Source organism: Bradyrhizobium sp. BRP20, assembly GCF_020194215.1.
In the GTDB taxonomy this organism is placed as follows: domain Bacteria; phylum Pseudomonadota; class Alphaproteobacteria; order Rhizobiales; family Xanthobacteraceae; genus Bradyrhizobium; species Bradyrhizobium yuanmingense.
On the sequence record NZ_JADYVY010000009.1, the window covers coordinates 282,020 to 306,157 of the forward strand.

General features: G+C 66.1%; 21 protein-coding genes and 1 tRNA gene. 10 read left to right on the forward strand and 12 right to left on the reverse strand.

Features of this window, described 5'->3' with window-relative positions:
- Positions 1 to 36: 36 nt before the first annotated feature.
- From cysN to I6F33_RS22615, 4 genes are all read right to left on the reverse strand, one after another.
- The gene (gene cysN, locus I6F33_RS22600; RefSeq protein WP_225144190.1) at positions 37 to 1,932 is read right to left on the reverse strand and encodes a sulfate adenylyltransferase subunit CysN; all 1,896 of its coding nucleotides are present in this window, start codon (positions 1,930 to 1,932) and stop codon (positions 37 to 39) included.
- Positions 1,932 to 2,894, reverse strand: a complete 963-nt coding sequence (gene cysD, locus I6F33_RS22605) for a sulfate adenylyltransferase subunit CysD (protein ID WP_036024260.1) — start codon at positions 2,892 to 2,894, stop codon at positions 1,932 to 1,934. Before cysD ends, cysN begins: the two co-directional genes overlap by 1 nt.
- A 5-nt stretch (positions 2,895 to 2,899) precedes the next feature.
- The gene (locus I6F33_RS22610; protein ID WP_225144191.1) at positions 2,900 to 3,919 is read right to left on the reverse strand and encodes a sulfotransferase family protein; all 1,020 of its coding nucleotides are present in this window, start codon (positions 3,917 to 3,919) and stop codon (positions 2,900 to 2,902) included.
- A gap of 154 nt (positions 3,920 to 4,073) precedes the next feature.
- Positions 4,074 to 5,792, reverse strand: a complete 1,719-nt coding sequence (locus I6F33_RS22615; RefSeq protein WP_225144192.1) for a methyl-accepting chemotaxis protein — start codon at positions 5,790 to 5,792, stop codon at positions 4,074 to 4,076.
- A 203-nt stretch (positions 5,793 to 5,995) separates the two neighbouring features.
- Between I6F33_RS22615 and I6F33_RS22620 the strand changes: the two genes are divergently transcribed.
- Positions 5,996 to 6,580 carry a thermonuclease family protein gene (locus I6F33_RS22620; RefSeq protein WP_036024234.1) on the forward strand — a complete coding sequence of 195 codons (585 nt, stop codon included), beginning with the start codon at positions 5,996 to 5,998 and terminating at the stop codon, positions 6,578 to 6,580.
- A 53-nt stretch (positions 6,581 to 6,633) separates the two neighbouring features.
- Here I6F33_RS22620 and I6F33_RS22625 read toward each other — a convergent pair whose 3' ends face one another.
- Both I6F33_RS22625 and acs read right to left on the reverse strand, forming a co-directional pair.
- Positions 6,634 to 7,149, reverse strand: a complete 516-nt coding sequence (locus tag I6F33_RS22625) for a L,D-transpeptidase (RefSeq protein WP_036024233.1) — start codon at positions 7,147 to 7,149, stop codon at positions 6,634 to 6,636.
- A gap of 442 nt (positions 7,150 to 7,591) precedes the next feature.
- Positions 7,592 to 9,538: an acetate--CoA ligase gene (gene acs, locus I6F33_RS22630; RefSeq protein WP_225127929.1), complete on the reverse strand. Its 1,947-nt coding sequence runs from the start codon at positions 9,536 to 9,538 to the stop codon at positions 7,592 to 7,594.
- A gap of 392 nt (positions 9,539 to 9,930) precedes the next feature.
- Here acs and I6F33_RS22635 point away from each other — a divergent pair, with 392 nt between their 5' ends.
- On the forward strand, positions 9,931 to 11,100 hold the full coding sequence (locus I6F33_RS22635) for a DNA topoisomerase IB (RefSeq protein WP_225144193.1): 1,170 nt from the start codon (positions 9,931 to 9,933) through the stop codon (positions 11,098 to 11,100).
- Positions 11,101 to 11,210: 110 nt separating this feature from the next.
- Here I6F33_RS22635 and I6F33_RS22640 read toward each other — a convergent pair whose 3' ends face one another.
- Positions 11,211 to 11,666: an SRPBCC domain-containing protein gene (locus tag I6F33_RS22640; protein WP_225144194.1), complete on the reverse strand. Its 456-nt coding sequence runs from the start codon at positions 11,664 to 11,666 to the stop codon at positions 11,211 to 11,213.
- Between the two features lie 101 nt (positions 11,667 to 11,767).
- On the opposite strand from I6F33_RS22640, the gene I6F33_RS22645 reads away from it, so the two are divergent.
- A complete protein-coding gene (locus I6F33_RS22645) occupies positions 11,768 to 12,862 on the forward strand; it encodes an adenylate/guanylate cyclase domain-containing protein (RefSeq protein WP_225144218.1) in 1,095 nt (364 codons plus the stop codon).
- A 92-nt stretch (positions 12,863 to 12,954) separates the two neighbouring features.
- Here I6F33_RS22645 and I6F33_RS22650 read toward each other — a convergent pair whose 3' ends face one another.
- From I6F33_RS22650 to tsaD, 3 genes are read right to left on the reverse strand one after another with little or no spacing between them, the layout of a single operon-like run.
- Entirely contained in the window at positions 12,955 to 13,368 is a 414-nt protein-coding gene (locus tag I6F33_RS22650) for an EVE domain-containing protein (RefSeq protein ID WP_225113176.1), read from the reverse strand.
- 2 nt (positions 13,369 to 13,370) lie between these two features.
- On the reverse strand, positions 13,371 to 14,351 hold the full coding sequence (locus I6F33_RS22655; protein WP_225144195.1) for an NAD(P)H-dependent glycerol-3-phosphate dehydrogenase: 981 nt from the start codon (positions 14,349 to 14,351) through the stop codon (positions 13,371 to 13,373).
- Positions 14,352 to 14,353: 2 nt separating this feature from the next.
- Entirely contained in the window at positions 14,354 to 15,421 is a 1,068-nt protein-coding gene (tsaD, locus tag I6F33_RS22660) for a tRNA (adenosine(37)-N6)-threonylcarbamoyltransferase complex transferase subunit TsaD (protein WP_225144219.1), read from the reverse strand.
- A 157-nt stretch (positions 15,422 to 15,578) separates the two neighbouring features.
- Here tsaD and I6F33_RS22665 point away from each other — a divergent pair, with 157 nt between their 5' ends.
- The 5 genes from I6F33_RS22665 (at position 15,579) to I6F33_RS22685 (ending at position 20,156) form a co-directional block, all read left to right on the forward strand.
- Positions 15,579 to 16,325, forward strand: coding sequence for a uroporphyrinogen-III synthase (locus tag I6F33_RS22665; RefSeq protein WP_225144196.1), 747 nt, complete (start codon positions 15,579 to 15,581; stop codon positions 16,323 to 16,325).
- Between the two features lie 64 nt (positions 16,326 to 16,389).
- Positions 16,390 to 17,610, forward strand: a complete 1,221-nt coding sequence (locus tag I6F33_RS22670; protein WP_036024221.1) for a COG4223 family protein — start codon at positions 16,390 to 16,392, stop codon at positions 17,608 to 17,610.
- A 35-nt stretch (positions 17,611 to 17,645) separates the two neighbouring features.
- On the forward strand, positions 17,646 to 19,445 hold the full coding sequence (locus tag I6F33_RS22675) for a heme biosynthesis protein HemY (RefSeq protein ID WP_225144197.1): 1,800 nt from the start codon (positions 17,646 to 17,648) through the stop codon (positions 19,443 to 19,445).
- Between the two features lie 99 nt (positions 19,446 to 19,544).
- Positions 19,545 to 19,620: transfer RNA gene (locus tag I6F33_RS22680), tRNA-Thr, on the forward strand.
- 143 nt (positions 19,621 to 19,763) lie between these two features.
- A complete protein-coding gene (locus I6F33_RS22685) occupies positions 19,764 to 20,156 on the forward strand; it encodes a hypothetical protein (protein WP_036024216.1) in 393 nt (130 codons plus the stop codon).
- A gap of 132 nt (positions 20,157 to 20,288) precedes the next feature.
- Here the strand turns inward: I6F33_RS22685 and I6F33_RS22690 are convergent, their stop codons facing one another.
- Positions 20,289 to 21,344 (reverse strand): polysaccharide deacetylase family protein, encoded by a 1,056-nt coding sequence (locus I6F33_RS22690; RefSeq protein WP_225127923.1) that lies wholly within the window; start codon positions 21,342 to 21,344, stop codon positions 20,289 to 20,291.
- Between the two features lie 252 nt (positions 21,345 to 21,596).
- On the opposite strand from I6F33_RS22690, the gene I6F33_RS22695 reads away from it, so the two are divergent.
- Entirely contained in the window at positions 21,597 to 21,890 is a 294-nt protein-coding gene (locus I6F33_RS22695) for a hypothetical protein (RefSeq protein WP_036002906.1), read from the forward strand.
- 166 nt (positions 21,891 to 22,056) lie between these two features.
- Positions 22,057 to 22,272 carry a hypothetical protein gene (locus I6F33_RS22700; RefSeq protein ID WP_036002903.1) on the forward strand — a complete coding sequence of 72 codons (216 nt, stop codon included), beginning with the start codon at positions 22,057 to 22,059 and terminating at the stop codon, positions 22,270 to 22,272.
- A 113-nt stretch (positions 22,273 to 22,385) separates the two neighbouring features.
- Here the strand turns inward: I6F33_RS22700 and I6F33_RS22705 are convergent, their stop codons facing one another.
- Positions 22,386 to 24,074 (reverse strand): MFS transporter, encoded by a 1,689-nt coding sequence (locus I6F33_RS22705; protein ID WP_036002980.1) that lies wholly within the window; start codon positions 24,072 to 24,074, stop codon positions 22,386 to 22,388.
- Positions 24,075 to 24,138 lie beyond the last annotated feature (64 nt).

Sequence of the window (24,138 nt, forward strand, 5' to 3'; positions counted from 1 at the left end):
GCGGCTGGATAACGCCGGCAGATCTCGTCCCGGTCGTCACAGGTAGTTGTGCGCTCGCAAGTAGCGGATGATGCGTTCGCAGGCCGCCTCGCTCGACAGCTCCGAGGTGTCGATGGTGATGTCGGGCGCCAGCGGCGCTTCATAGGCGGCGTCGATGCCGGTGAATGCCGGTAGCTGGCCCGACCTAGCCTTGCGATAGAGCCCCTTGGGATCGCGGCGCTCGCATTCGGCAAGCGGCGTCGCGACATGGACCTCGATGAACTCGCCCGCTTCGAGCCGCTGGCGCGCCAGCTCCCGCTCGCTGCGGAACGGCGAGATCAGCGCCACCAGCGCGATCAAGCCGGCCTCGACGAACAGCCCCGCGATCTCCGCGACGCGCCGGACGTTCTCCGTTCTCTCCGCGTTGGAAAAGCCGAGGTCGCGGTTGATGCCGTGACGAAGATTGTCGCCGTCGAGCAACGCGGCATGGCGCCCGAGCTCGGCGAGCCGGCTGTCGACGAGATTGGCGATCGTCGATTTGCCGGCGCCGCTCAGCCCCGTGAACCAGAGCACGCAGGGCCGTTGCTGCTTCAGCCGGGCTCGCACGGATTTGTCGACCGCAAGCCGCTGCCAATGAACGTTGGTGGCGCAGCGGAGCGACATGTCGATCATTCCCGCCGCGGCAGTGCGATGGCTGATCGGGTCGATCAGGATGAAACTGCCCATCTCGCGGTTGTCGCGATAGGCCTCGAACACCAGCGGGCGGTCGAGATCGAGATGGACATAGCCGATCTCATTGACGTCGAGCGTGGCGGCGCTTTCCCGCGCCATGGTGTCGATGGCGATCCGGTGCTTGAGTTCCGTGATCACCGCGCCGGTCGAGGCGGTACCGCACCGGAGCAAATAGCGCCGGCCGGCGACCATGGCCTCGCCATCGAACCAGACGAGATGGGCCGCAAGCTGATCCGACACCGGCGCTGCAGATCCGGCGGTCAGCACGTCGCCGCGGCTGACGTCGATCTCATCGGCGAGCGTTAGGGTGATGGACTCGCCCGACCTTGCGTGATTGCGCTCGCCGGCGGGCGTGAGAATGCGCGCGATGCGGGTCTGGTGTTCCGACGGTTGCGCGCGAACGGCATCGCCCACCGAGATCGTTCCGCTCGTGATCCGTCCGCAGAAGCCGCGAAAATCCGCATGCGGCCGGCTCACCCATTGCACCGGCAGCCGGAACGGCTGCTGCGAGGTGTCCCCGGCCACGTCCACGGATTCCAGATAGGCCGTAACGGTCGGTCCCTCGTACCAGGGCATGCGCGTGCTCGCGGCGACGATGTTGTCGCCGTCGGGCGCCACGACCGGGATGCACTGGACCTGGGAGATCCCGAGCTGACCGGCCAGAGTCAGGTATTCGGCGGTGATGGAAGCGAAGCGATCGCCGTCAAATCCGATCAGGTCCATCTTGTTCACGGCGAGCACGACGTGGCGGATGCCGAGCAGCGACAGGATGTGGCTGTGACGCCGCGTCTGCGTGATAACGCCCTTGCGCGCGTCGACCAGCACCACGGCGAGATCAGCATTGGAGGCACCGGTCGCCATGTTGCGCGTATATTGCGCATGTCCCGGCGTGTCGGCGACGATGAAGCGGCGCAGCTTCGTGGCGAAGAAGCGGTAGGCCACGTCGATGGTGATGCCCTGCTCGCGCTCGGCCTGCAACCCGTCGACCAGCAGCGCGAAGTCGAGGTCGCCGCCGGTGGTGCCGGCGGTCCTGCTCTCCGAGGCGAGCGCGTCGAGCTGGTCGTCGAGCAGCGTCTTCGAATCGTAGAGCAGCCGACCGACCAGCGTGCTCTTGCCGTCGTCGACGCTGCCGCAGGTGACGAAACGCAACGTCGGGCGATCGTCTTGCTCGAGCTGCGGCGCATCGGCGGCGGCGATCGCCGGTGCCTCGTGATAGGACATCAGAAATAACCTTCCGCCTTCTTGCGCTCCATCGATGCGGGACTGTCCCGGTCGATCATGCGTCCCTGTCGTTCGGAGGTGCGCGACGCCATCATCTCCTGCACGATCTCGGGCAGGGTTGCCGCCGTCGAGCTCGTTGCACCGGTGAGGGGATAGCAGCCGAGGGTGCGAAACCTGACGGAGCGCGATTGCGGCTCCTCGCCGGGCTGCAGCGGCATCCGGTCGTCGTCCACCATGATCAATGCTCCGTCGCGCTCGACCACCGGGCGCGACGCTGCGAGATAGAGCGGAACGATCGGGATGTCCTCGAGCAGGATGTAGTCCCACACGTCGATCTCGGTCCAGTTCGACAGCGGAAACACCCGCATGCTCTCGCCGGGCGCGAGCCTCGTGTTGTAGAGGCCCCACAGCTCCGGCCGCTGGTTCTTCGGATCCCAGCGATGCGCAGCGCTGCGGTGCGAGAACACGCGCTCCTTGGCGCGCGACTTCTCCTCGTCGCGCCGCGCGCCTCCGATCGCGGCGTCGAAGCCGTGGAAGTCCAGCGCCTGTCGCAGCGCTTGCGTCTTCATGACGTCGGTGTAGCGGGCCGAGCCGTGGGTGAAAGGGTCGATTCCCTGGCTCAATCCGTCATTGTTGGTATGGACGATCAGGTCGAGACCGAGCTCGCGCGCGCGTCGGTCCCGAAACGCGATCATCTCGCGAAACTTCCAGGTCGTATCGACATGCAGCAGCGGAAACGGCGGCTTGCCGGGATCGAAGGCCTTCATCGCCAGATGCAGCAGCACCGAGGAATCCTTCCCGATGGAATACAGCATGACCGGCTTGCGGAACTCGGCCGCCGTCTCTCGCAGGATGTGGATGCTTTCCGCCTCCAGACGGCGGAGGTGGCTGGCGACGTGACGCTGCTTGCCGCCAGCACCTTCACGGAGTGCGGAATCGGCTCCGGTGGGAACGTCCAGCATGACCATCACGCAGCCGCAGCAAACCAGTCGCCGAACAGACGTTGCGACAGTGCCGCATTCAGGCCGAGATCGCGAACACAGGCGGCGACCGCGACGCGATAGGCATCGTTGACCCCGCAGCGCTCCAGAGCTTCGCGTTGCGCTTCGCTCAGAGAGGCCGTCGCACGGCGCTGGTAGCGATAGGCACTGTCGGAGGTGTGCAAATTGGGCACCTTGTAGATCGTCGCTTCGCTCGGGAAGATGACGCGCGCATTGTTCGCGTGCGAGTCTCCCGGCTCACGCCAGGACGTCACGGCATTCTCGTTGAAGCTGCCCGAAAGGCCGATCCGTTCGAACAGGACACGAACCGAGGACACGGCCTCCTTGCTCACCTCGTAGACGTAGTGAGTGACGGCAACGCCCTGTCGCTGGGCGTAGCTTGCGACTTGAGCCGCGCTGAGCGCGGCGACGACATAGTGCCGCAGCAATACATCTTCAGGCGCGCGCGAGATCAGCTTGTCGAGCCACGATGCCAGTGAACTCGCCGGCTCACGGTCGAGCATGATGAGATGCAGCCGGTGCCGCGGATAGCCCGCCTCGATCAGCAGCTTGAGCGGATTGAACAGGCTCTCGGCGAGCACGTAGGGCCCGATCGTTTCCTTGCTGAAGATGTGCGGCTCGTCGTCTGCCGACGGCACGGCCCACGGCGCCGGCCTCTTGCCGACGAGCGCATCGCGCAGCATGGCCTTCAAAGGCTGATAGTAGGAAGGCATCCCGGTCATGCCGAACAGATTGCTCAGGGCCGTCGATCCGACGCGCGCCTTGCCGCATGCAAAATAGAGCATGGGAAAGTCTTGCGGCGAGCGATGCCGGAAGCCGTCCGCCAGGCACTCCGTCACCTCGCGCATCAGTGTTTCGAGCGCGACGGTCCTGGTTTGGAACCCCTCCACCGGCGGAAGCAGCGTGGTGTCGAGAGAACTATCTTGCCGACGAACGAGTTCGGCGATTCGCTCGAGCGAATCGGGGGACGACGCATCGATATTCATGGCGGGGGACTCGCTGAACAGGTTCCGCAAGCGAGTTGCTTACGGCTCAATGTTCAACCTACTGTTGATTACGACCCCGGTCAAACCCGGGAAATCCCGGGGCCTCATGAATGTCCGGCGAGCACGGCAATCGTGCTCGCGGCTTCGTTGTGCATTACGCAGCGCGCACGGTGCTGAGGAACTTCTCGACCTCCGTCTTCAGGAGGCTGCTTTCGCTCGACAGTGAACGCGCCGACGCCAACACCTGTCCCGACGCCGCGCCGGTCGCGCTCGCGCCATGGCTGACCTGGGCGATCTTGTCCGCGACTTCGACCGTTCCCTTGGCGGCTTCGCTGACGTTTCGCGCAATCTCGGCCGTCGCTGCGCCCTGCTGTTCGATCGTCGCGGCAATGGTCGTGGAAATATCGGAGATGCGGCCGATGGTCGTTCCGATTTCCTTGATCGCTCCGACGGAGTCCTGCGTTGCCGATTGCATGCCGGCGATCTGCGCGCTGATTTCCTCGGTCGCTCGCGCGGTTTGCGCCGCGAGCGCCTTGACCTCGCTCGCCACGACCGCAAAGCCGCGGCCGGACTCGCCGGCGCGCGCCGCCTCGATCGTTGCGTTTAGCGCCAGGAGGTTGGTCTGTTCGGCGATCGCCGTGATCAATTTGACGACGTCGCCGATGCGGCCCGCCGCCTTGAGCAGCTCGTTGATCCGGGCATCGGTGCGCTCGGCCTGCTTGACCGCATCGCCGGCGATACGGCTGGAATCGTGCACCTGACGGCCGATCTCGACGACCGACGTGCTCATTTCCTCGGCCGCGGACGCCACGGCACCGACATTGGTCGAGGCTTCCTCCGAGGCGGCGGCGACCATTCCGGAGAGCTGCTGGGTTTGTTCGGCCGTACCCGACAACGTGCCGGCCGCGGATTCGAGCTCCTGGGATGCGGCTGACACCGAGTTGATGATGCCGCCGACCGCAGTTTCGAACGCGTTGGCAAGCCGCGTCATCTCCTGCTTGCGCTGAGCGGCCGCAGCGGCTTGATGGTTCTTCTGCTCGGCTTCCATCTGCTCGATGCGGATCAGATTGTCCTTGAAGGTCTGTGCCGCGCGGGCGTTGTCGCCGACCTCGTCGCCACGGCGGGTGTAGGGAATTTCGATCGCCTTGTTGCCTCCGGCGAGCTGCAGGAGCACATCGCCGATGCGACGGATCGGACGGGCGACGTTCAAGACGGAAAAGACTGCGGAGCCGACCAACGTCAGGACGACGAATAGGCCGACGATCAAAGCGAAATTGGCGACGCGGTCCAACTCGGCCAGCATCTCGCCCTTGCGGCGCGCGGCGAATTCGTTGGCGACGCCGACGAGATCGTCGACGCGCTTGCTGACTTCCTGCGCTGCCGGACGCATATGCTCTGCGAGAATACTTGCCTTGGCCGACTCTGCTGCAAGCTTGGCGCCACCCGCGGGGGCGGCGATGACCGCCTTTTGCGCCGCGGCGAGCTCGACGCCGCTGGCCAGATACGCATCGACGAACTTCTTGGCCTCGCGGTAAGCGTCCTGTGTGACCTTGCGGGTCGCCCGCTCTCTCGCGGCATCGATTTCGGTGCCGGCTTCGCCGGCCCGGGTACGGAGAAGCTCGAGGAGCCTGTCGACCTCTCCGGCTGACGGTGCCGAGCCGAGTTCGAGAGCGGCGAGCTGCGCGCGTGCCATCGCCGTCTGAGCCGCCTGCGCATTGCCCTTGTTGAGATAGTTAATTGTGACGAGGCGATTGGATTCGGCAATGGAGCGGTTGCCGAGCATCTGATTGGTCAGCATGCCGCCGACCAGCAAGACGCTCACGCCCGTCACGATGCCGAGCTTTGTTCCAATGCGAAACCCGAATGACCCCACGGCAATCTCCCCTCGGTTTGTCGTATCAATAGCTATTCGCAACCAATGATTGAGAATTGGAAAATATTCGCGGATTCCCAGTAGAACTACGGCTGACCTCCTTGACAGACGGAACTTTCGTGCATGGCCTCCGGCGCATTCGGCGTCGTTTATGGACACGCTCGTGCTTGTGAGTTCCCCCGACTCAGACATAGCGTGAGTTGATGCGTTTCCAGGATCGCCCCAATTCCTACCGGCCGCAGTTCAGCGGCTCGCCGTTCGGCCGCCGCCTCTCCGGCCTATTGCCCTGGATGTTCGTGGTGGGCATCGCGCTGGCCGTCGTGCTCACATTCCGTCATGGAACGCACTGGCTTGTTCGCGATACCGATCGCAATGGAGATGCCGAGATCGTTCTTCAGCAGACCGGCCACGCGGATGTGCGTCCGGTCGAATTCATCCGCGCCATCGATGGCGACACTTTTCTCGCCCGTGTTCGTCTGCACGAGGGACGCGATCCTGTGGTCCGCATTCGGCTGCGCGGCATCGATGCGCCCGAACTGAAAGCATCCTGCCAGGAGGAGCTGGACAAGGCCGAAGCTGCGGCCCGTGCCTTGCGCGATCTGCTCGGCCAGGGCGGCGTGACCATCACCAATCTCGCTCCCGACAAATACGGCCGAGTCCTCGCCGACGTCGCGACCCGGCGGACTGCGAACGTCTCGGCGGCACTGCTCGCCGGCGGCTTCGTGCGCAGCTACAATGGCGGCCATCGCGACGGCTGGTGCGCGCGCGGCTGGCGGTTCTGGCAATAAAAAGGCCGCGTCGAAGACGCGGCCTTTCATTTCATCTCGGCTGATTCAGGCGATCAGCGCGTCACGACCACCGTCGTGCCGACGGAGACGCGGCCGTAGAGATCGGTGATGTCGTCGTTGAGCATGCGGATGCAGCCATAGGAGACGAAGCCGCCGATCGAGCCCGGCACGTTGGTGCCGTGGATCGCATATTCGCCGCCGGCGAGCGTCATCGCCGCAACGCCCATCGGGTTGCGCGGCGAGCCGCCCGGAATGACGTCGGGGATACCAGGCTTGTCGCGCTTCACCTCGGCGGGCGGCGCCCAGGCCGGATTGAGATATTTGCCGTCGATCTTCGTGGTGCCGGCCCACTGCTTGCCGGCTTTGCCGACGCCGACCGGATAGCGCACGGCCTGGCCGTTCCCGAGGATGAGATAAAGCCGCCGCTCGCTGGTTTTGACCACGATGGTGCCCGGCGAATAGTCGGCCAGGTGCGCCCCCACCATTTCCGGCCGCGCCTGCGCCGCCGTCGACGTCAAGGCCCCAGCCGCGATGGTGGCGGCCAGCGCCACCGCAATCCTCATCGACATCGATGCTTCCCCTTGCCCAAAACGGATCGTCCAAAATGACGCAGAACCGGCAATCGTCGCCGCACCAAGCCCTCGTCAATGCTCATCCTTAACCGCGCCCGTTAACCCAATGGTTTCCAGCCGCGGCTGCCGAGGGCCGGCCAGCAGGGGGAACAAAGAAAATGTTCGAAATAAAGTAAATGACCTGAAAACAACACTCGGCGGGAAAGATGCAGGCGCGCTGCCGCGCCCGCTGACAAAAGCGTGAGGGTGTGAATGGCCGTTGGTTGAGAGGGCGCGCTGACGCGAAAACTAATCGCGTGTCCCGGATGCGCTGCAGCGTGAAACGCTGCTGCGCAGAGCCGGGATCCAGGAAGCTACACGTTCTGACGTTTAGATGGGCCCCGGCTCAGCAGCGCACCGCTGAAGGAGCGCTGCGCCGCGTCCGGGGCACGAACTCGCCTTACGCCGACTTCTTGTTCTGCCGGTTCTTGACGAGATCATCGACAACGGCGGGATCGGCGAGCGTCGAGGTGTCGCCGAGGCTGCCCGGCTCGTCCTCGGCGATCTTGCGCAGGATGCGGCGCATGATCTTGCCGGAGCGGGTCTTGGGCAGGCCCGGGGCGAACTGGATCTGGTCGGGCGAGGCGATCGGGCCGATCTCCTTGCGCACCCAGGTGACGAGCTCCTTGCGCAGCTCGTCGCTCGGCTGCACGCCGGCCATCAGGGTGACATAGGCGTAGATGCCCTGACCCTTGATGTCGTGCGGGAAGCCGACGACGGCGGCTTCCGACACCTTCTCATGCGCGACCAGCGCGCTCTCGACTTCGGCGGTGCCCATGCGGTGGCCGGAGACGTTGATGACGTCGTCGACGCGGCCGGTGATCCAGTAATAGCCGTCGGCGTCGCGGCGGCAGCCGTCGCCGGTGAAGTATTTGCCCTTGTAGGTCGAGAAGTAAGTTTGTTCGAAGCGGGCGTGGTCGCCGTAGACCGTGCGCATCTGGCCGGGCCAGGACCGCGTCAGGCAGAGATTGCCTGACGTCTCGCCTTCCAGCACCTTGCCGTCGGCATCGACGATCTCAGGCACCACGCCGAAGAACGGTTGCGTCGCCGAGCCGGGCTTCAGCTTGGTCGCGCCCGGCAGCGGCGTGATCAGGATGCCGCCGGTCTCGGTCTGCCACCACGTGTCGACGATCGGGCAGCGGTCGTCGCCGACGACGCGGTGATACCACTCCCAGGCTTCGGGATTGATGGGCTCGCCGACCGAGCCGAGCAGGCGGAGCGAGGCGCGCGAGGTCTTCTTCACCGGTTCGTCGCCGGACTGCATCAGCGCGCGGATTGCGGTCGGCGCGGTGTAGAAGATGTTGACTTTGTGCTTGTCGATGACGTTCCAGAACCGCGAATTATCCGGATAATTGGGCACGCCCTCGAACATCAGCGTGGTCGCGCCGTTGGCGAGCGGCCCATAGAGGATGTAGCTGTGGCCGGTGACCCAGCCGACGTCGGCGGTGCACCAGTAGATGTCGCCGTCGTGATAGTCGAAGACGTATTGATGCGTCATCGAGGCGAACACGAGATAGCCGCCGGAGGTGTGCAGCACGCCCTTGGGCTGGCCGGTCGAGCCCGACGTGTAGAGGATGAACAGCGGATCCTCGGCGTGCATGTGCTCGACCGGGCATTCCGTGGTCACCATCGCCGCGGCCTCGTGGTACCAGAGGTCGCGCGTGGGGTTCATGTCGACCTTGGCGCCGGTGCGCTTGACCACGACGACCCAGTCGACGCCGTCGGCCTTGCTAAGCGCCGCATCGACATTGGCCTTCAGCGGCACCTTCTTGCCGCCGCGTAGGCCTTCGTCCGCGGTGATGATCACCTTGGATTGGCAGTCGTTGATGCGTTGGGCGAGGCTGTCAGGTGAGAAGCCCGCGAACACCACGGAGTGGATCGCGCCGATCCGCGCGCAGGCCAGCATTGCATAGGCGGCCTCGGGAATCATCGGCAGGTAGATGGTGACGCGGTCGCCCTTCCCGACGTTGCGGGTGCGCAGGATGTTGGCCATCCGGCAGACCTCGTCATGCAGCTCCTTGTAGGTTATGTGCTTGGACTGCGAGGGATCGTCGCCCTCCCAGATGATCGCGGTCTGGTTGGCGCGTTTGGCGAGATGCCGGTCGATGCAATTGTAGGCGACGTTCAGGATGCCGTCCTCGAACCATTTGATCGAGATGTTGCCCGGCGCGAACGAGACGTTCTCGATTTTCGTCGGCGCCTTCATCCAGTCGATGCGCTTGGCCTGCTCCGCCCAGAAACCGTTCGGGTCCGAGATCGAGCGGGCGTACATCTCCTTGTACTTGGCCTGGTCGATCCAGGCGCGCTTCGCCCACTCCGCGGGGATATCGTAGATCTTCTCGGACATGCTTCCCTCCACATGCGGCAAGCTAAGGCAATGCCGACAGCATCATTTGATGGATTATGCGTCGGGCTAACCGGACCGGACAAGGAGCACAAGCTGGACCTTCGGCGGGCAGCCGGCCATGCGGAGGATCAAGGTCCGGAAGGCCCACTGTCGCAAATCTGAAATAGGGCCGACGGGCACCTTCCGGCTCTCTACCCAAACCGCCAGAACAGAGACCGCAGAGCCCCCATGCGGCGAGGAGAGGTATTTAGTAACCTCTTCTCACTGATTCGGGACTCGCAATCGTGTTCGGAACACCCTAAATGGCCAACCCGGGTCCAAAGAGACTCCTCGGAACAAAAATCACAACAGCGGCATTGATCGACAACAGGACAGGGCTAAGGCGTAAGACCATGATGGATCAGCAGAATCTCGGGACGATACGGCCCGCTTCAGCCGATCCTGCAGCCATTGCCCTAGCCAAGGCCCTCGGACAATGGCCGAAACCGGGTGGATTCAGGCGCCCGAGCCCCAAGAAGACCTACGACACGGCGCCTGCGGCGACGGTCGAGGCCCTCGCCAAGGAGCTCGGCTTGCGGCTCGGCGACCAGAACGAGCTGACCATCCGTCGTATCAGGCGCGGCAAGGGCTATTCCTTCGTCCGCCCCAACGGTGCGCATATCCGCGACGCCCGCACCATCCGGCGGCTGCATTCCATGGCGGTGCCGCCGGCCTATCGCGAGGTGCGCTACTCCGCCGACCCGAACTCGCATCTGCAGGCCGTCGGCCGCGATGCCGCGGGCCGGCTGCAATACCGCTACCACGCCGACTGGGAGAAGGTCCGCGAGCAGCGCAAGGCGCATCGCCTGGCAAAGCTCGTCGGCGCGCTGCCGAAAATCCGGCGCAAGGTCTCGGCGTTCCTGTCAGGGGACCAGCCGACGCGCGAGTTCGCGCTCTCGGCCGTGATCGAGCTGATCGCGCGCACCGCGATCCGCCCCGGCAACGAATCCTACGCCCGCCTCAACGGCACCCGCGGCGCGACCACGCTGCTGAAGTCAAACGTCACGCTGGAAGACGATTGTTTCGTGCTGACCTTCAAGGCCAAGGGCGGCAAGGCGGTGCGCAAGGAGTGCGACGCCGCCAAGCTGGTGCGCGCCATCGGCATTTTGCAGAGCGTTCCCGGCAAGCGCATGTTCCAGTATCGCGATGCCTCCGGCATCGTGCGCGCGGTCAGCACCACCCAGGTGAACGCGTTTCTGCGCGAGATCGCCGGCATCAAGATTTCCCTGAAGGATTTCCGCACGCTGATGGCGTCCGCCGTCGTGGTGGAATCGCTGTCGCGGATCACGCCGGCGAGCAGCCAGCGCGGCCGCAAGAAGCAGGTGCTGGATGCGATCCGCGCCGCCGCCGACCAGCTCTCCAACACGCCGGCGATCTGCCGCAAGAGCTACGTCCACGACACCATCGTCACCGCCTTCGAGGAGGGCATCCTCGAGCGCTTCGCCGCGACCATGACGGGTCAGCGCTCGCAGGCCAGGCGCGAGCAGCTGCTGGCGCAGGTGGTGGCGACCGCGGCAGTGTAACGAAGCGCCGCTCTCGTAAGGTGGGCAAAGCGAAGCGTGCCCACCATTTGCCCATGGTGACGGGTGGTGGGCACGGCGCGAAGAGCGCGCCTTTGTCCACCCTACGAGAGCTACTTCTTATCTGACACACCCTTGTCAGGACCCGGGTCGCCGCCTGCGGCTGCGATCGTGAGCCGCTTAAGGTAGTGCGCCCAACCCGTTGCATGAGCGGCCGCCTGCGCTTCGTTCGGCAGGCCGCTATGGGTCATGCGCAGCAGCGTGCCGCCGTCCTGCTCGATCAGGTCGATCTCGATCAGGCTCGAGCCGGGCGGCACTTCCTGACCACCCTCCCAGCCGAACGTATAGGCCAGACGATGCACCGGCACGACCTCGCGGAACGCGCCGCGGGCGGCGGCGCCGTCCGGGCTGACGCCCTTGAGCAGGTAGAGCCCGCCGGGATAAGGCTCCGTGGTTGCGTCGGAGCCCATCCAGCTCAGGATCTTTTCGGGGTCGGTGAGGTAGGCGAAGACAGTGGCGCGCGGGGCCGCGATCTGGGTCTCGCGTCGCACTATGAAGGGTTCGGGCATCGGCAATCATCCCTGGTCTGACGATGGGACATGGCGGCGGCCCTGCGCTCCGTCAAGGATTGTCCGTGGCAAAGACGGCCCTGTTTCGCCATGATCGCCTCATGCAGCTCTCCCCGACCCTCGCCTGGCTCCTCGACGCGGCCTCGGATTGTCGCGGGGCCGACCACCTGCTCGCGGAGCTCGGCGCGCATCTGGCCGCCGATGGCGTGCCGCTCGCGGCAGGCGCCCTGACGCTGGAGGTGCCGCATCCGCTGATCGCGAAGCGGACCTGGCTGTGGCGTGCCGACAGCGGCCAGGTGATCGAAGCGCTCGGCTTCGCGCCGGGCGGCCTCGCGCCCGATCCACCCGACGACGCCGGCCGCCGCTGGCTGCGCGATATCGCCGGCGGCGATGTGCATGAAGATGTCGCCGGACAGCCCGATGGCCCGCTGCTCGGCTGGATCGGGCCGCGTCCGTTCACGGCGGATGAGATCGAGCAATTGCGTCAGGCCGCGCGTTTCGCCGCAACGCCGCTGGCCCTCCTCGCCGCGCGCGCGACCTTGCGGGCGACGCTCGATGCTTACCTCGGCACGCGCAGCGCGGAGCGGGTACTGGCGGCGCCTCTGCGCCGCGATCTCGGCGAGACCATCCAGGCCGCACTGCTCTATGCGGATTTGCGCAATTTCACGACCCTGTCGGAGACGACACCGCCGGCCGATATCATTGCGGCGCTCGATGCCTGGTTCGATCGCATCGCCGGCGCGGTTCACGCCTTCGGCGGCGAGGTGCTGAAATTCATCGGCGACGGCGTGCTCGCGATCTTTCCGGTGCTCGAGGCGTCCCCGCGCAGCGCCTGTGACGCTGCTTTGCGCGCGGCAAGCGCAGCCGAAGCCGGGATGGCGTATCTCAACAAGGAGCGCCGCGCGCAAGGGCTGCCGCCTTTGTCGTTTGGCGCCGCGCTCCATCTCGGCGAGATGCTCTGGGGCAATATCGGCGCCGCGAACCGGCTCGACTTCACCGCGATCGGCCCCGCCGTCAACCTCGCCAGCCGTCTGGAGGGATTGTGCAAGCCGCTGGGCCGGACGGTGCTGGTGTCGGGCGCGCTCGCCGCCGAGACAGAGATGCCGCTGGTTGCGCTTGGGACGCATGAGCTGCGCGGCATTGCCGCGCCGTGCGAGGTGTTTGCGCTGGAGGAGTCGCAAGCCCGGATATCGTAGCCCGGATGGAGCGAAGCGTAATCCGGGATCGGGCTTCAATCGAGACTTTCCCGGATTGCGCTGCGCTCCATCCGGGCTACGAAACGACGTAACTACATCCCGCCCATCTTGCAGACGAGCTTCCACTCCTCTGCCGTCACCGGCTGCACGGAGAGGCGCGAATATTTCACCAGCGCCATATCCGCGAGCTTCTTCTCCGCCTTGATCGCGGCCATCGTCACCGGCGTCTTCAGGGGCTTGTCGGCCTTGATGTCGACGCAGACGAATTTGCCGGTCTTGTCGGTTGGATCGGGATAGGCCTCCTTGATGATCTCGGCGATGCCGACGATCTCCTTGCCCTCGTTGGAATGATAGAAGAACGCCTTGTCGCCCTTCTTCATGTTCACGAGGTTCTGACGGGCGGTGAAATTGCGCACGCCGGTCCAGGCCTCGCCCTTGGCGCCCTTCGCAACCTGCTGGTCCCAGGACCACACCGACGGTTCGGATTTCACGAGCCAGTACGCCATGCTTATTCCTCTGCCTTGAAGGGGCGCGTCATCAGCGCCGAGATCGCGGCATCGATCGTGCTTTTGCCGCTCAGGATCGATGCGACCGCCTCAGATACCGGCAACTCGATGTTTTGCGAAGCGGCGAGCTCGATCAGCACGGGGGCGGTGAACTCGCCCTCGGCGAGCTTGCCGGCGGGAGGCTGCTCGCCGCGTCCGAGCGCGAGGCCGAGCGCGAAGTTGCGCGATTGCGGGCTCGAGCAGGTCAGAATGAGATCACCGAGGCCCGACAGGCCGGTGAGCGTCTCGCTGCGTGCGCCGAGCGCACGGCCGAGGCGCGTCAGCTCGGCAAAGCCGCGGGTCGTGAGCGCAGCCTGCGCGGAGGCGCCGAGCTTGCGCCCGATCGCAATGCCGACCGCGATCGCCAGCACATTCTTTGCGGCGCCACCGATCTCGACGCCGCGAATGTCGGTGGAGTGATAGGGGCGGAATGTCGGCGAGCCCAGCGCCTGCACCAGGCTGCTGGCGAGCGCCTCATCGCTTGCCGCCAGGGTCACTGCCGTCGGCAGGCCGCGTGCGACATCGTCGGCAAAGCTCGGCCCCGACAGGATCGCCGGCTGCGCGTGCGGCGCGGCCTCGGCGATCACGTCGGTCATGAACTTATGGGTGCCGTGCTCGATACCCTTGGCGCAGGCGACGATCGGCACCGCCTTCGTGATGTGCGAGGCCAGCATGTTGACCGCACCGCGCAAATGTTGCGCCGGCGTCGCAATCAGCAGCATGTCGGCACGCGCGGCGAGCGCCAGATCGCTCGTCACGACGAGCTCAGGCACGATCCGAATCCCGGGCAGCCGCGGATTGTCGCGCGTCGATGCGATCCGCGCGGCGTGCTCGGCATTGCGTGCCCACAGCGTCACGTTTCGCCCTGCTCGCGCCGCCACCGTCGCCAGCGCCGTACCCCAGGCGCCCGCGCCGATCACTGCGACGGATTGGAACGCGGTCATCCCTAGAATCCCGCCCGAGTCTTGCCGTAGCCCGCGGGCGCCGTCGCGTTGGCATCGAGCAGCCAGCGTGCGCGCGGCTGCGCGTCCATCGTGTCGGTCAGGCCAAGCGCCAGGCGCTCGGCGCCGGCCCAGGCGATCATGGCGCCGTTGTCGGTGCACAGCGCGGGCGGTGGCATGATCAGCTGCGTCCCGGCCTGCTTCGCGACATCGTCAAGCGCGCCGCGGATCGCCTGATTGGCGGCAACGCCGCCGGCGGCGACCAGCGCGCGCGGTGCGCCGAACTGCTCGCGGAAAAGCTTCAGGCCGACGCTCAGCCGGTCGGCCGTTGAATCGAGCACGGCGGCCTGGAAGCTCGCGCAGAGATCGCTGATGTCCTGCGGCGTGAGCTCGGCCAGCCGGCTCGCTTCGGTGCGCACCGCCGTCTTCAGTCCCGACAGCGAGAAATTGGCATCGGGGCGCCCCTGCATCGGCCGGGGAAACGCAAAGCGCGTGGCATCGCCGCCTGCCGCCGCGCGCTCGACCTGCGGGCCGCCGGGATAGGGCAGGCCCAGCATCTTCGCGACCTTGTCGAAGGCCTCGCCGATGGCGTCGTCGACCGTGGTGCCGAGCCGCACATACTGGCCGACACCGGTGACTGCGACGATCTGGGTATGGCCGCCGGAGGCGAGGAACAGGCAATAGGGAAATTCGATGCCGTCGGTGAGACGCGGCGTCAGCGCATGCGCTTCGAGATGATTCACCGCGACCAGCGGCGTGTCGTGCACCATCGCGATCGCCTTCGCGGTGGTGAGTCCGACGATGACGCCGCCGATCAGCCCGGGCCCCGCGGCCGCCGCGACGCCGTCGAGCTGAGCATAATCGATGCCGGCCTCGTTCATGGCGCGGTCGATGATCCCATCGAGCACGTCGACATGCGCGCGCGCGGCGATCTCCGGCACCACGCCGCCGAAGCGGGCATGCTCCTCGATCTGCGACCGCACGATGTTGGACAGGATCTTGCCCTTGCCGTCGGCCGCGCGTTCGATCACGGCCGCGGCGGTCTCGTCGCAGGTGGTTTCGATGCCCAGCACCAGCATTGGCGAATTGTTATCCAATTTGCGCCCTTGCGCTCATCCATAAAGCAGAGTTCTGGTACGTCCGGTAGCATCCCGGGGTCGGCTTGCGCAATCGTCACGCGCAGCGGTTCTGGTCAATGCGTCACCGCCAAATGGTCCGGGAACAGCAGCGATGTCCATTCTTGTCACACGGCCGCATCCCGACAATGCGGCGACGGCGGACAATCTGCGTACGCGCGGGCATACGGTACTGCTTGCGCCGGCGCTCAAGCTCGAGCCGGTCGCCTTCCAAGGCGAGAGCGAAGTTTCTTATGATGCCGTTCTCGTCACCTCGGCCAACGCGATTCGCGCTATAGCGCCGCAATTGCCGGACCTCGGTCTGCTGGAGCTGCCATTGTTCGCGGTCGGCGAACATACGGCTGCAGCGGCGCGAGAGGCTGGTTTTGCCAAGGTGATCGTCGCCGGGGGCGACGCCGCGTCCTTGCGCGACAAGGTGATGCAGAGCGCGCGCGACAAGGTGCTGAAGAAAAACAGCGCGCTGTTGTATCTGGCGGGCGCGGATCTGTCGCGCGATCTTGGCGGCGAGCTCGGCGCGGGAGGTTTCCGCGTGGTGACGCAGACGACCTACCGCATGGCGCCGGTGAAGCATCTGCCGCGCGAGGTGTGCGAGGGCTTTGCCGCCCACGGGATCGAGGCGGTGCTGCACTACTCCCGGCGCAGCGCACGTGCGTTCCTCGATGCGGCGCGGGACGAAGGTGTCGAAATTTCGGCGCTGGCGATCCCGCATTGCTGCCTGTCCGAGACCGTTGCGGGCGTGCTGCGCGATGCCGGCGCGTCACAGGTTCTGGTGGCCGCAACGCCGGACGAAACTGCCTTATTCGACACCTTGGAGCGTGCGTTGCGGACCCGTTTGGCGTAAAGGTCGGGCCGAATCCGACGCAATCTAATCCATCCCTGGTATGGAAGTGTGAGGAACCGTCACGATGGCCGACGACAAGCCTGAAGACGCTGGATTGGCGCCCGATCCGGGTCGTGCCAAGCGCACCCCGCCCACCATCGACCTCGAGGCGACGGAAGTCTCGACCCAGCCGCAGCAGGTCGCGGGCGAGTCCGAGGCATCCGAGCATGTCGCGCAGGAGCAGGCCAGGGTGGAAGAGCCCGGCTCGGAACAGGTCAAGGCCGAGCCTCAGTCCGAATCTGCAGAGCAGCAGGCCTCCGCGGCGGTGCCTGTATCGGCGCCGATTTCGCCCTGGGTCATCGCGCCGTTCTCCGGCGTTGCCGCGGCTGCGGTCGTGATCGCAGTCGGCTGGATGCTGGGCTGGCCCGCGGTGCAGGCCCCGCCGGCCGCGCCGCAGGTCACCAGTGCGACCGTCGATGCGCTGAGCGGACGCGTTGCCGCGGTCGAAGCCAGGGCCGCGAGGCCGGCGGCCGATCCGGCCCAAGTCGCGCGGATCGACGCGTTGGAGAAAGCGGCGAGCGCACTGCGCGGCGACATCGCCAATTTGCGCGCACAGTTCGATAAGACGGCGAGCGCACTGAACGACGCGAAATCCGCGTCGCCGAGTGCCGCGCCCGATCTTGCCGCGCTCATCGACCGCATCGCTCAGCTCGAGCGCGCCAGCAAGACCGAGCGGGCCGAGCTTGCGCAGCAGGGCGAGAAGATCGCCGAGGCCAAGACGATGGACGACAAGCCGCTCCGCTATGTGGTGGCGGCGTCCCTGCTCGACGTTGCCGTTCGCCACGGCGATCCCTATCAATCGCAATTGGCCGCGGCGCGGTCGCTGGCGACCAAGCCCGACATGCTCAAACCGCTCGAGGCGTTTGCATCGTCCGGTATCCCGACATCGGCGGCGCTGAGCCGCGAGCTCCTCAATATCGTGCCGAAGCTGTCGCCGCCGGCTGAAGCTCCGTCGAGCGAAGCCGGCATTGTCGAGCGGCTCCAGGCGGGTGCGTCAAAGCTCGTGCGGATCGAGCGCACCGATGGCGTCGGCAACGATCGCGGCGCCATCGTGACGCGCGTCACGGCGGCGGCGCTCCGCAGCGATTTCGCCGAAGCGCGGCGCGAGCTGAAGACGCTGCCCGAGGCTGATCGTGCTCCGGCGCAGGCCTGGCTCGACAAAGCCGACGCCCGCGACGCCGCGCTCGCCGCGTCCCGCAAATTCGCCGACGATGCCATGGCGGATCTCGCCAAATCTACTCAATAAGATTCGCGCAACAATCGGCGCGTATAGGGATCGCCATGCTTCGCATCGTCCTCTTTCTCGTCTTGATCGCACTGGCGGCGGCCGGCGCGGCCTGGGTCGCCGACCAGTCCGGCGACCTCGTCCTGACCGCGGGCACCTTCCGCATCTCGACGACGCTGCCGAGGTTCGTGTTCTTGCTCGGCCTTTTCGCCGCTTCCGTCGTGCTGGTCTGGAGCATCCTGACGACGATCTGGCGCATGCCAGGGCGCTTGCGCCGCCGCCGTCATGACAAGCGTCATGCCCGCGGCCGTCATGCCATCACCCATGGTCTGCTCGCGATCGGCCACGGCGATTCCGCGCTCGCGCGCCGGCACGCCGAGGCGGCGCGGCGGCATGCACCGAACGATCCGCTCGCACTGCTTTTGCACGCGCAGTCGGCGCAGCTCGAAGGCAATCGCGACGAGGCGCAACGCGTCTTCCGCGCCATGGCCGAACGCGAGGACACGCGGCTGCTCGGCCTGCGCGGTCTCTTCATCGAGGCGCAGCGCGCCGATGATGCGGTCGGCGCCGTGATGATCGCGGAGGAAGCGATCAAGCTGTCGCCGTCCGCGACCTGGGCCTCGCACGCGGTGCTCGGCTTCCGCTGCGCGCGCGGCGACTGGAGCGGCGCGCTCGCGATCCTCGATTCGAATCTGTCCGCGGGCCTGATCGACAAGCAGACCTATCGCCGGCAGCGCGGTGTGCTGCTCGCCGCGCGTGCGCTGGAGCTGGAAACGATGGACCGCGACGTCGCGCGCGAGAGCGTGCTGGAGGCGGTCAAGCTCGCGCCGACCCTGGTGCCGGCGGCCGTGCTCGCGGCAAAATTCGAGAGCGAGGCGCATCAGGTGCGCCGCGCCATGAAGCTGGTGGAAGCCGCCTGGCTCTCCAATCCGCATCCCGATCTCGCGGACGCATATGCGCATGTGAAGCTCGGCGATTCCGCATGGCACCGCTTGCAGCGGGTAGAAACTCTCGCCGCGAAGACCCCCGCCGACAAGCCCGGTTATGTCGAAGGGCAGCTCGCGATCGCGCGTGCTGCGATCGAGGCCTCCGAGTTCGCCCGCGCGCGCGAGGTGCTCGCGCCTTATCTCAAGGATCCGACCCAGCGCGTCGCGCTGCTGATGGCCGAGATCGAGCGCACAGAGCATGGTGACGGCGGCCGCGCCCGCGCCTGGACCTTGCGCGCGGTGCGCGCCCGGCTCGATCCCGCCTGGACCGCGGACGGCTATGTCAGCGACCGCTGGCGTCCGGTCTCCCCGGTCACCGGCCGCCTCGATGCGTTCCAGTGGCAGGCGCCGGTCGCGAGCCTGCCCTCGGACAAGGGCCCCACGCTCGAATCCTCGGCCTTCGAGGAAGCCATGCTGGCCGCTCCGCCGCCGAAGCGGGTGACCGCCGCTCCCAGCGAAGCCGCGGTGGAACCGCCGGAGGTGGCCCCGCTGCCGGCACCGGCCGCGCAGGACAATTCACCCCCTCAGGCCAAGGACGCCGCGAAGGAGGCTACCAAGGAAGTGGCCAAGGAGACTGGGGAGCAAACTGCGAAGGTCGACGAGCCGGTCGTCACGCCCGCCGAGCCGGCGAATCCGGCTCCGGCGCCCGCCGAATCATCGCCGCCGGCGCCGACGCCGGTCTTCCGGACCCGGGCCGACCTCAGCAAGCCCGCATCGGCGCCGACCCAGACCGTCATCCCGATCGTCCGCGCACCGGACGATCCCGGGATCGACGACGACGGCCCAAGCGACGAATTTACGGAACAAATCGGCACGCCCAAAGCCCAGGCGGGCGGCTGGCGCGGATTCTGGTCCCGCTGGGGCGCGTGAGCGGTATTTCGCCTCCCGCTTGTCCTTGCCAATTCGGGCCATGCCCGATATCAGGGGCGCGCGTATCGGGGCCGGCATTGCTTTGGTCCCGGCAGGTTCGCCGCAATAGCTCAGTCGGTAGAGCACGTCATTCGTAATGACGGGGTCGGGGGTTCGAATCCCTCTTGCGGCACCAGCGCCCCGGTTCATCCGACCCCAAGCGCTCCGATGACCAGGCATCAGCCTGCATCAGGGCTCGCTCGGCTGCGTGATCGCGATCACATAATCGCAGACATGGCTCCCCTAACGTCCTGTCACGCCAACACGGGGAGACTTCACATGCGCAAGATCATTCTGATTGCCGCCATGCTGCTGGCTTCGGCCTCCGCCCAGGCAGGCGGCTCCCGCGGTCTGTCGCTGGCGGCGGCAGGCGAACAGACCTCCACTCCGCAAACCACGACATCGGCGAGCACCGTGACGGCGCAGGTGAGCGAAGCCGCGCCGGCCACCGAGGTTCAGAAATATCATGATCGTCCGCCGGCGGTGTCGCTCTCCGCGCCGACAGTGGCGACCACTCCGACCGTCACCACACCGGCGACGGCCTCCGCGCCGGTCACGACGCCCAAGCCCGCCGCCAAGACCACGGCAAAGGCGGACAAGCCGAAGCCCAAGCGCAGCTGGACCGAGCGCCGCATCATCAGCGAGCTGCATCGCCACGGCATCTATTGGTGAGGCGCCGACCTGTACCCTGATCTCGCCGTCATGCCCGGGCTTGACCCGGGCATCCACGTCGTCGCGCCTGATCCTAAAACGTGGATGGCCGGGACAAGCCCGGCCATGACGCAAGAGTTTTGGATTTGGCGCTTATTGCGAGATCGTTTGCACGACGCTCGCGATCGGACGGGAGTTCGTGCCTGCGGTCGGCACCTTCATGTCCTTCATCAGCGCCTCGTCATATTCCGGCAGCGTCTGGAGGCTCGTCTTGGCCTTCATCTGCACGACCCTGTAACCGCCGGCCTTCAGCCGCGCGAGCAGCGTCGGCAGGGCGAGGCCCGTGTTCTTCTGGAAGTCGTGCATCAGGATGATGCCCTTGCCGAGCTTGTCCAGCCTCGTCATCACGGTCTCGACGATCTTCTCCGGCGTCGCGCCCTTCCTGAAGTCGAAGGAGTCGATTTCGGTCGAGAACATCGCGACGTTGCGGGTGCCGAAATAGCTCACCATCGCGGGATTGTGCTGAAGCTGCGGAAAGCGGAAGAACGGCGCCGGGTTGGTGCCGAGCGCGAATTTCACTGCGCTGAAGCCCTTCTCAACCTCGTCCTTGACCTGCTGCTCGGTCAACTTCTTGCTGTTCAGATTGACATGCGACCAGGTGTGCGTGCCCACCGTGTGGCCCTGGGCCAGCACCTGCTTCAGGATCTCCGGATGGTAGGTCGCGTGCTTGCCGACCGAGAAGAACAGGCCCTTGGTGCATTCGTCCGCGAGCGCCTTCAGCACCGTGGGCGTGTTGACCGGCCACGGACCGTCGTCGAAGGTCAGCACGACCTCCTTCTCGGTCAGGAAGTCGAACTGCTTGAAATGCTCGAAGCCGAAGCCGGGGCCGCCCGTCGTGTCGATCTCGACGACGCGGGACACGCCCAGCGCGTTCGGATTGGCGCAGGCCTGCTTCGGCTGCATCGGCATGACCGGCACGGGGGCAGGTGCTGGAGCTGCTGCGGCCGGCTTGGCCGCGACGGCCGCGGTGGTCTCGACGTCGTCCTTGGCGGCGAGCTTCGCCTGTGCCGGCAATGGGTCGGCGGCACGGGCGGCAACTGTCTTGGGAGCGCCCTGGTCGGCGCGCGCGGAATAATAAAACCAACCGCCGGCGGCGATCACGACCGCCGCAACTACACTGGCCAGCATCAGGCCCAACGCATTACGCATCGTTACTCTTTCCAATTACGCAACCAAAACGGCGGAGTTTCCCGCGCGACGAGCCATTAATGCGAAGTAAGAGTTAACGTGACACCAACACGACAGCGGTTGCGAAGGAATTTCAGTGGGCTGCGTCTGAGTGACTGAGATCACAGAGGACGGGTCTCCCGTGAGCGTCATCACAGTGGAAACGGTTTTGCCGGAGCATCGTAGCTCCCATCGACAACGGGCCCGCTGTGGCGGCGCCAATGGGAGCTTCAAATGACCAAGTCGTTTACCGGCAAGATCCGCGACGCCAGCCTGGCCCTGGGCTTTGCCGCGATCGTCTCCATCGCTTCGACGGGCGCGAGCTTCGCCTTCTCGGCCGAGGCGCAGCAGATGTGCACGGGCGATGCCTTCCGTCTTTGCTCGGCGGAGATCCCCAATATCCCGAAGATCACCGCGTGCATGATCAAGCATCGCTCGGACCTCAGCGCCGGATGCCGCGCGGTGATGGACAAGACCCTCGCCAAGGGCGCCTCGCGCAAGGTCGCTGACGCTCAGGACACACAGTAACCAAGACGCCGGCGGTTGCGCCGGCAGCTCCCCTCGCCATGTCCCCTGGCATGAAGCCGGGGTGATGGCGGCGGCGCGCTGCAGCTAGTCAACAAAGCCGTTGCAGGTGCGGGATCGTCGCACTAGCTTCGCCCGCACGTCTTTCCGGGTAAGAGGCAATTGCGCGATGACCAGACTGCTTTTCGTTATTTCCTTGCTCCTGTGCGCATCGAGCGCCTCCGCGCAACAGCAGCCCGGCCATGATGCCTGCGCGCGCGACGTCACGCGCTTCTGCCGTCCCGTAATGGACAATGGCGACGGTGCCGTGCTGGCCTGCCTGAAGCAGAACCGCACCAAGCTGAGCAAGGCCTGCGACAAGGTGCTGACCCAGCACGGGCAGTGATCGTCATTCCGGGGCGCGCGAAGCGCGAACCCGGAATCCATCGCGCGACCAACTCCTGCGATAAATGGATTCCGGGTTCGCACCTTACGGCGCGCCCCGGAATGACGAGAGGCCTACGTACTGCTTCCCGCCGCGGTCGCGACCACCGGCAGCACCTCGCTGTTGGCGCGGTCCGGCGTGTCGTCCTTCCAGCGCACCGAACCGAAGGGGCGCTCCAGCATGCGGCGGATTCGCACCGGCTCGGGACCGATGTGGAAATCGATCGCCTGCTGATGCAGCGCGCGTTCGGACTGGGTCGCACGGTTGCGCTGACGCAAATAGTCGAGCCAGGTCGGGCAGTGATAGCGCTCGGTCCACAGCTCGGGGTCGGCGATGTCGCGCGCGATCGACCAGCCATAGGCACCGTTGCGCTGGCGCGAGAGCTGCACGTCCTGCATCACGTTGTGGAACGCGCGCGCATTCTCTTGCGCAACCCGATATTCGATCTCGACCACGAGCGGGCCGCTGCGCCCTGTCAGCGACAGCCTCACCTCGGGATCGGCCAGCATGTCCGCATCCTCGTTGCGGGCGCCGACACGCGGCATCGTGAGCCAGATGCCGAGCAGCGGCGAGATCAGCATCAGGCCGGCCGAGGTCAGCAATGCGATCTCGACGCCGGCATAGTCGGTGAGATGGCCCCAGCCCCAGGCGCCGATCGCGATGCCCCCGGCGATCGCGGCCTGGAAGGCTGCGAGCGAGCGACCGGCGACCCAGCGCGGGGCCGAGAGCTGCACGCCGATATTGAACAGCGCGATCGCCGCCATCCAGACTGCGCCGCCCAGCACCAGCGCGGCCGCCGTCAGCACCGGCTCCGTGCTCAAAGCGAGGGCGGCCATGGTGAAGGCCATCGTGATGGTGCAGGCGCGGATCGCGGCCTCGCCGCTCATGCGCTTGCGCAATTCGTGGATGTTGAGCGCGCCGATCACCGCGCCCATGCCGAAGGCGCCGAGCATGATGCCATACATCTGCGCGCCGCCATGCAGGAGGTCGCGCGCGACCAGCGGCATCAGCGCCATCACCGCGCCGCCGATCAGGCCCATCACCAGCGTGCGCAACAGCACGATCTTGATCGGCGGCGAATTGGTGATGTAGCGCACGCCCGAGACCATGGCGCGGTTGAGCTTTTCCCGCGGCAGGCGCGACACCTCGGTGTTGCGGCGCCAGAGCAGCAGCACCACCAGCAGCGGCAGATAGAGGATCGCATTGCAGGCGAATGCGGCCACCGCACCGAGCGCAGCGACGATGACGCCGCCGACCGCCGGACCGAAGCTGCGCGCGATGTTGTAGCTGATGCCGTTCAGCGCCACCGCGGACGCCAATGCCTCGGGCGGCACTTGTTCGCTGACCGAGGACTGCCAGGCCGGACCGAACAGCGCATTGCCGCTGCCGACGATGAAGCAGAAGGCGAGCAGCAATTCCGGGGTGATCAGGTTGAAGCCGGCCAGCACGGTGAGCACGCTCGCGCCGATCAGCGCGATCGACAGCGAAATCACACTGACGATGCGGCGGTCATACATGTCGGCGATGGCGCCGGCCGGCATCGAGATCAGCATGATCGGCAGCATGAGCGCGGTCTGCACCAGGGCCACCTTGTCTGCCGAGGCCGCCATCTGCGTCATCGCCCAGGCCGCACCCACGCCCTGGATCAGGAGGCCGAGATTGGAGAGCAGGCTGGCGAGCCAGATCCGCCGGAACACGGTGTACCGCAGGGGCGCTGTGATGCCGTCGGCGGCCATTTTCGGGCGGTTCGGCTGCTCGGTCATATCCCCTTCCATGTCGGATGGCAGAAGTGGTCGTGGTGATTCCGGCCAATTCAGTGATGCCCGC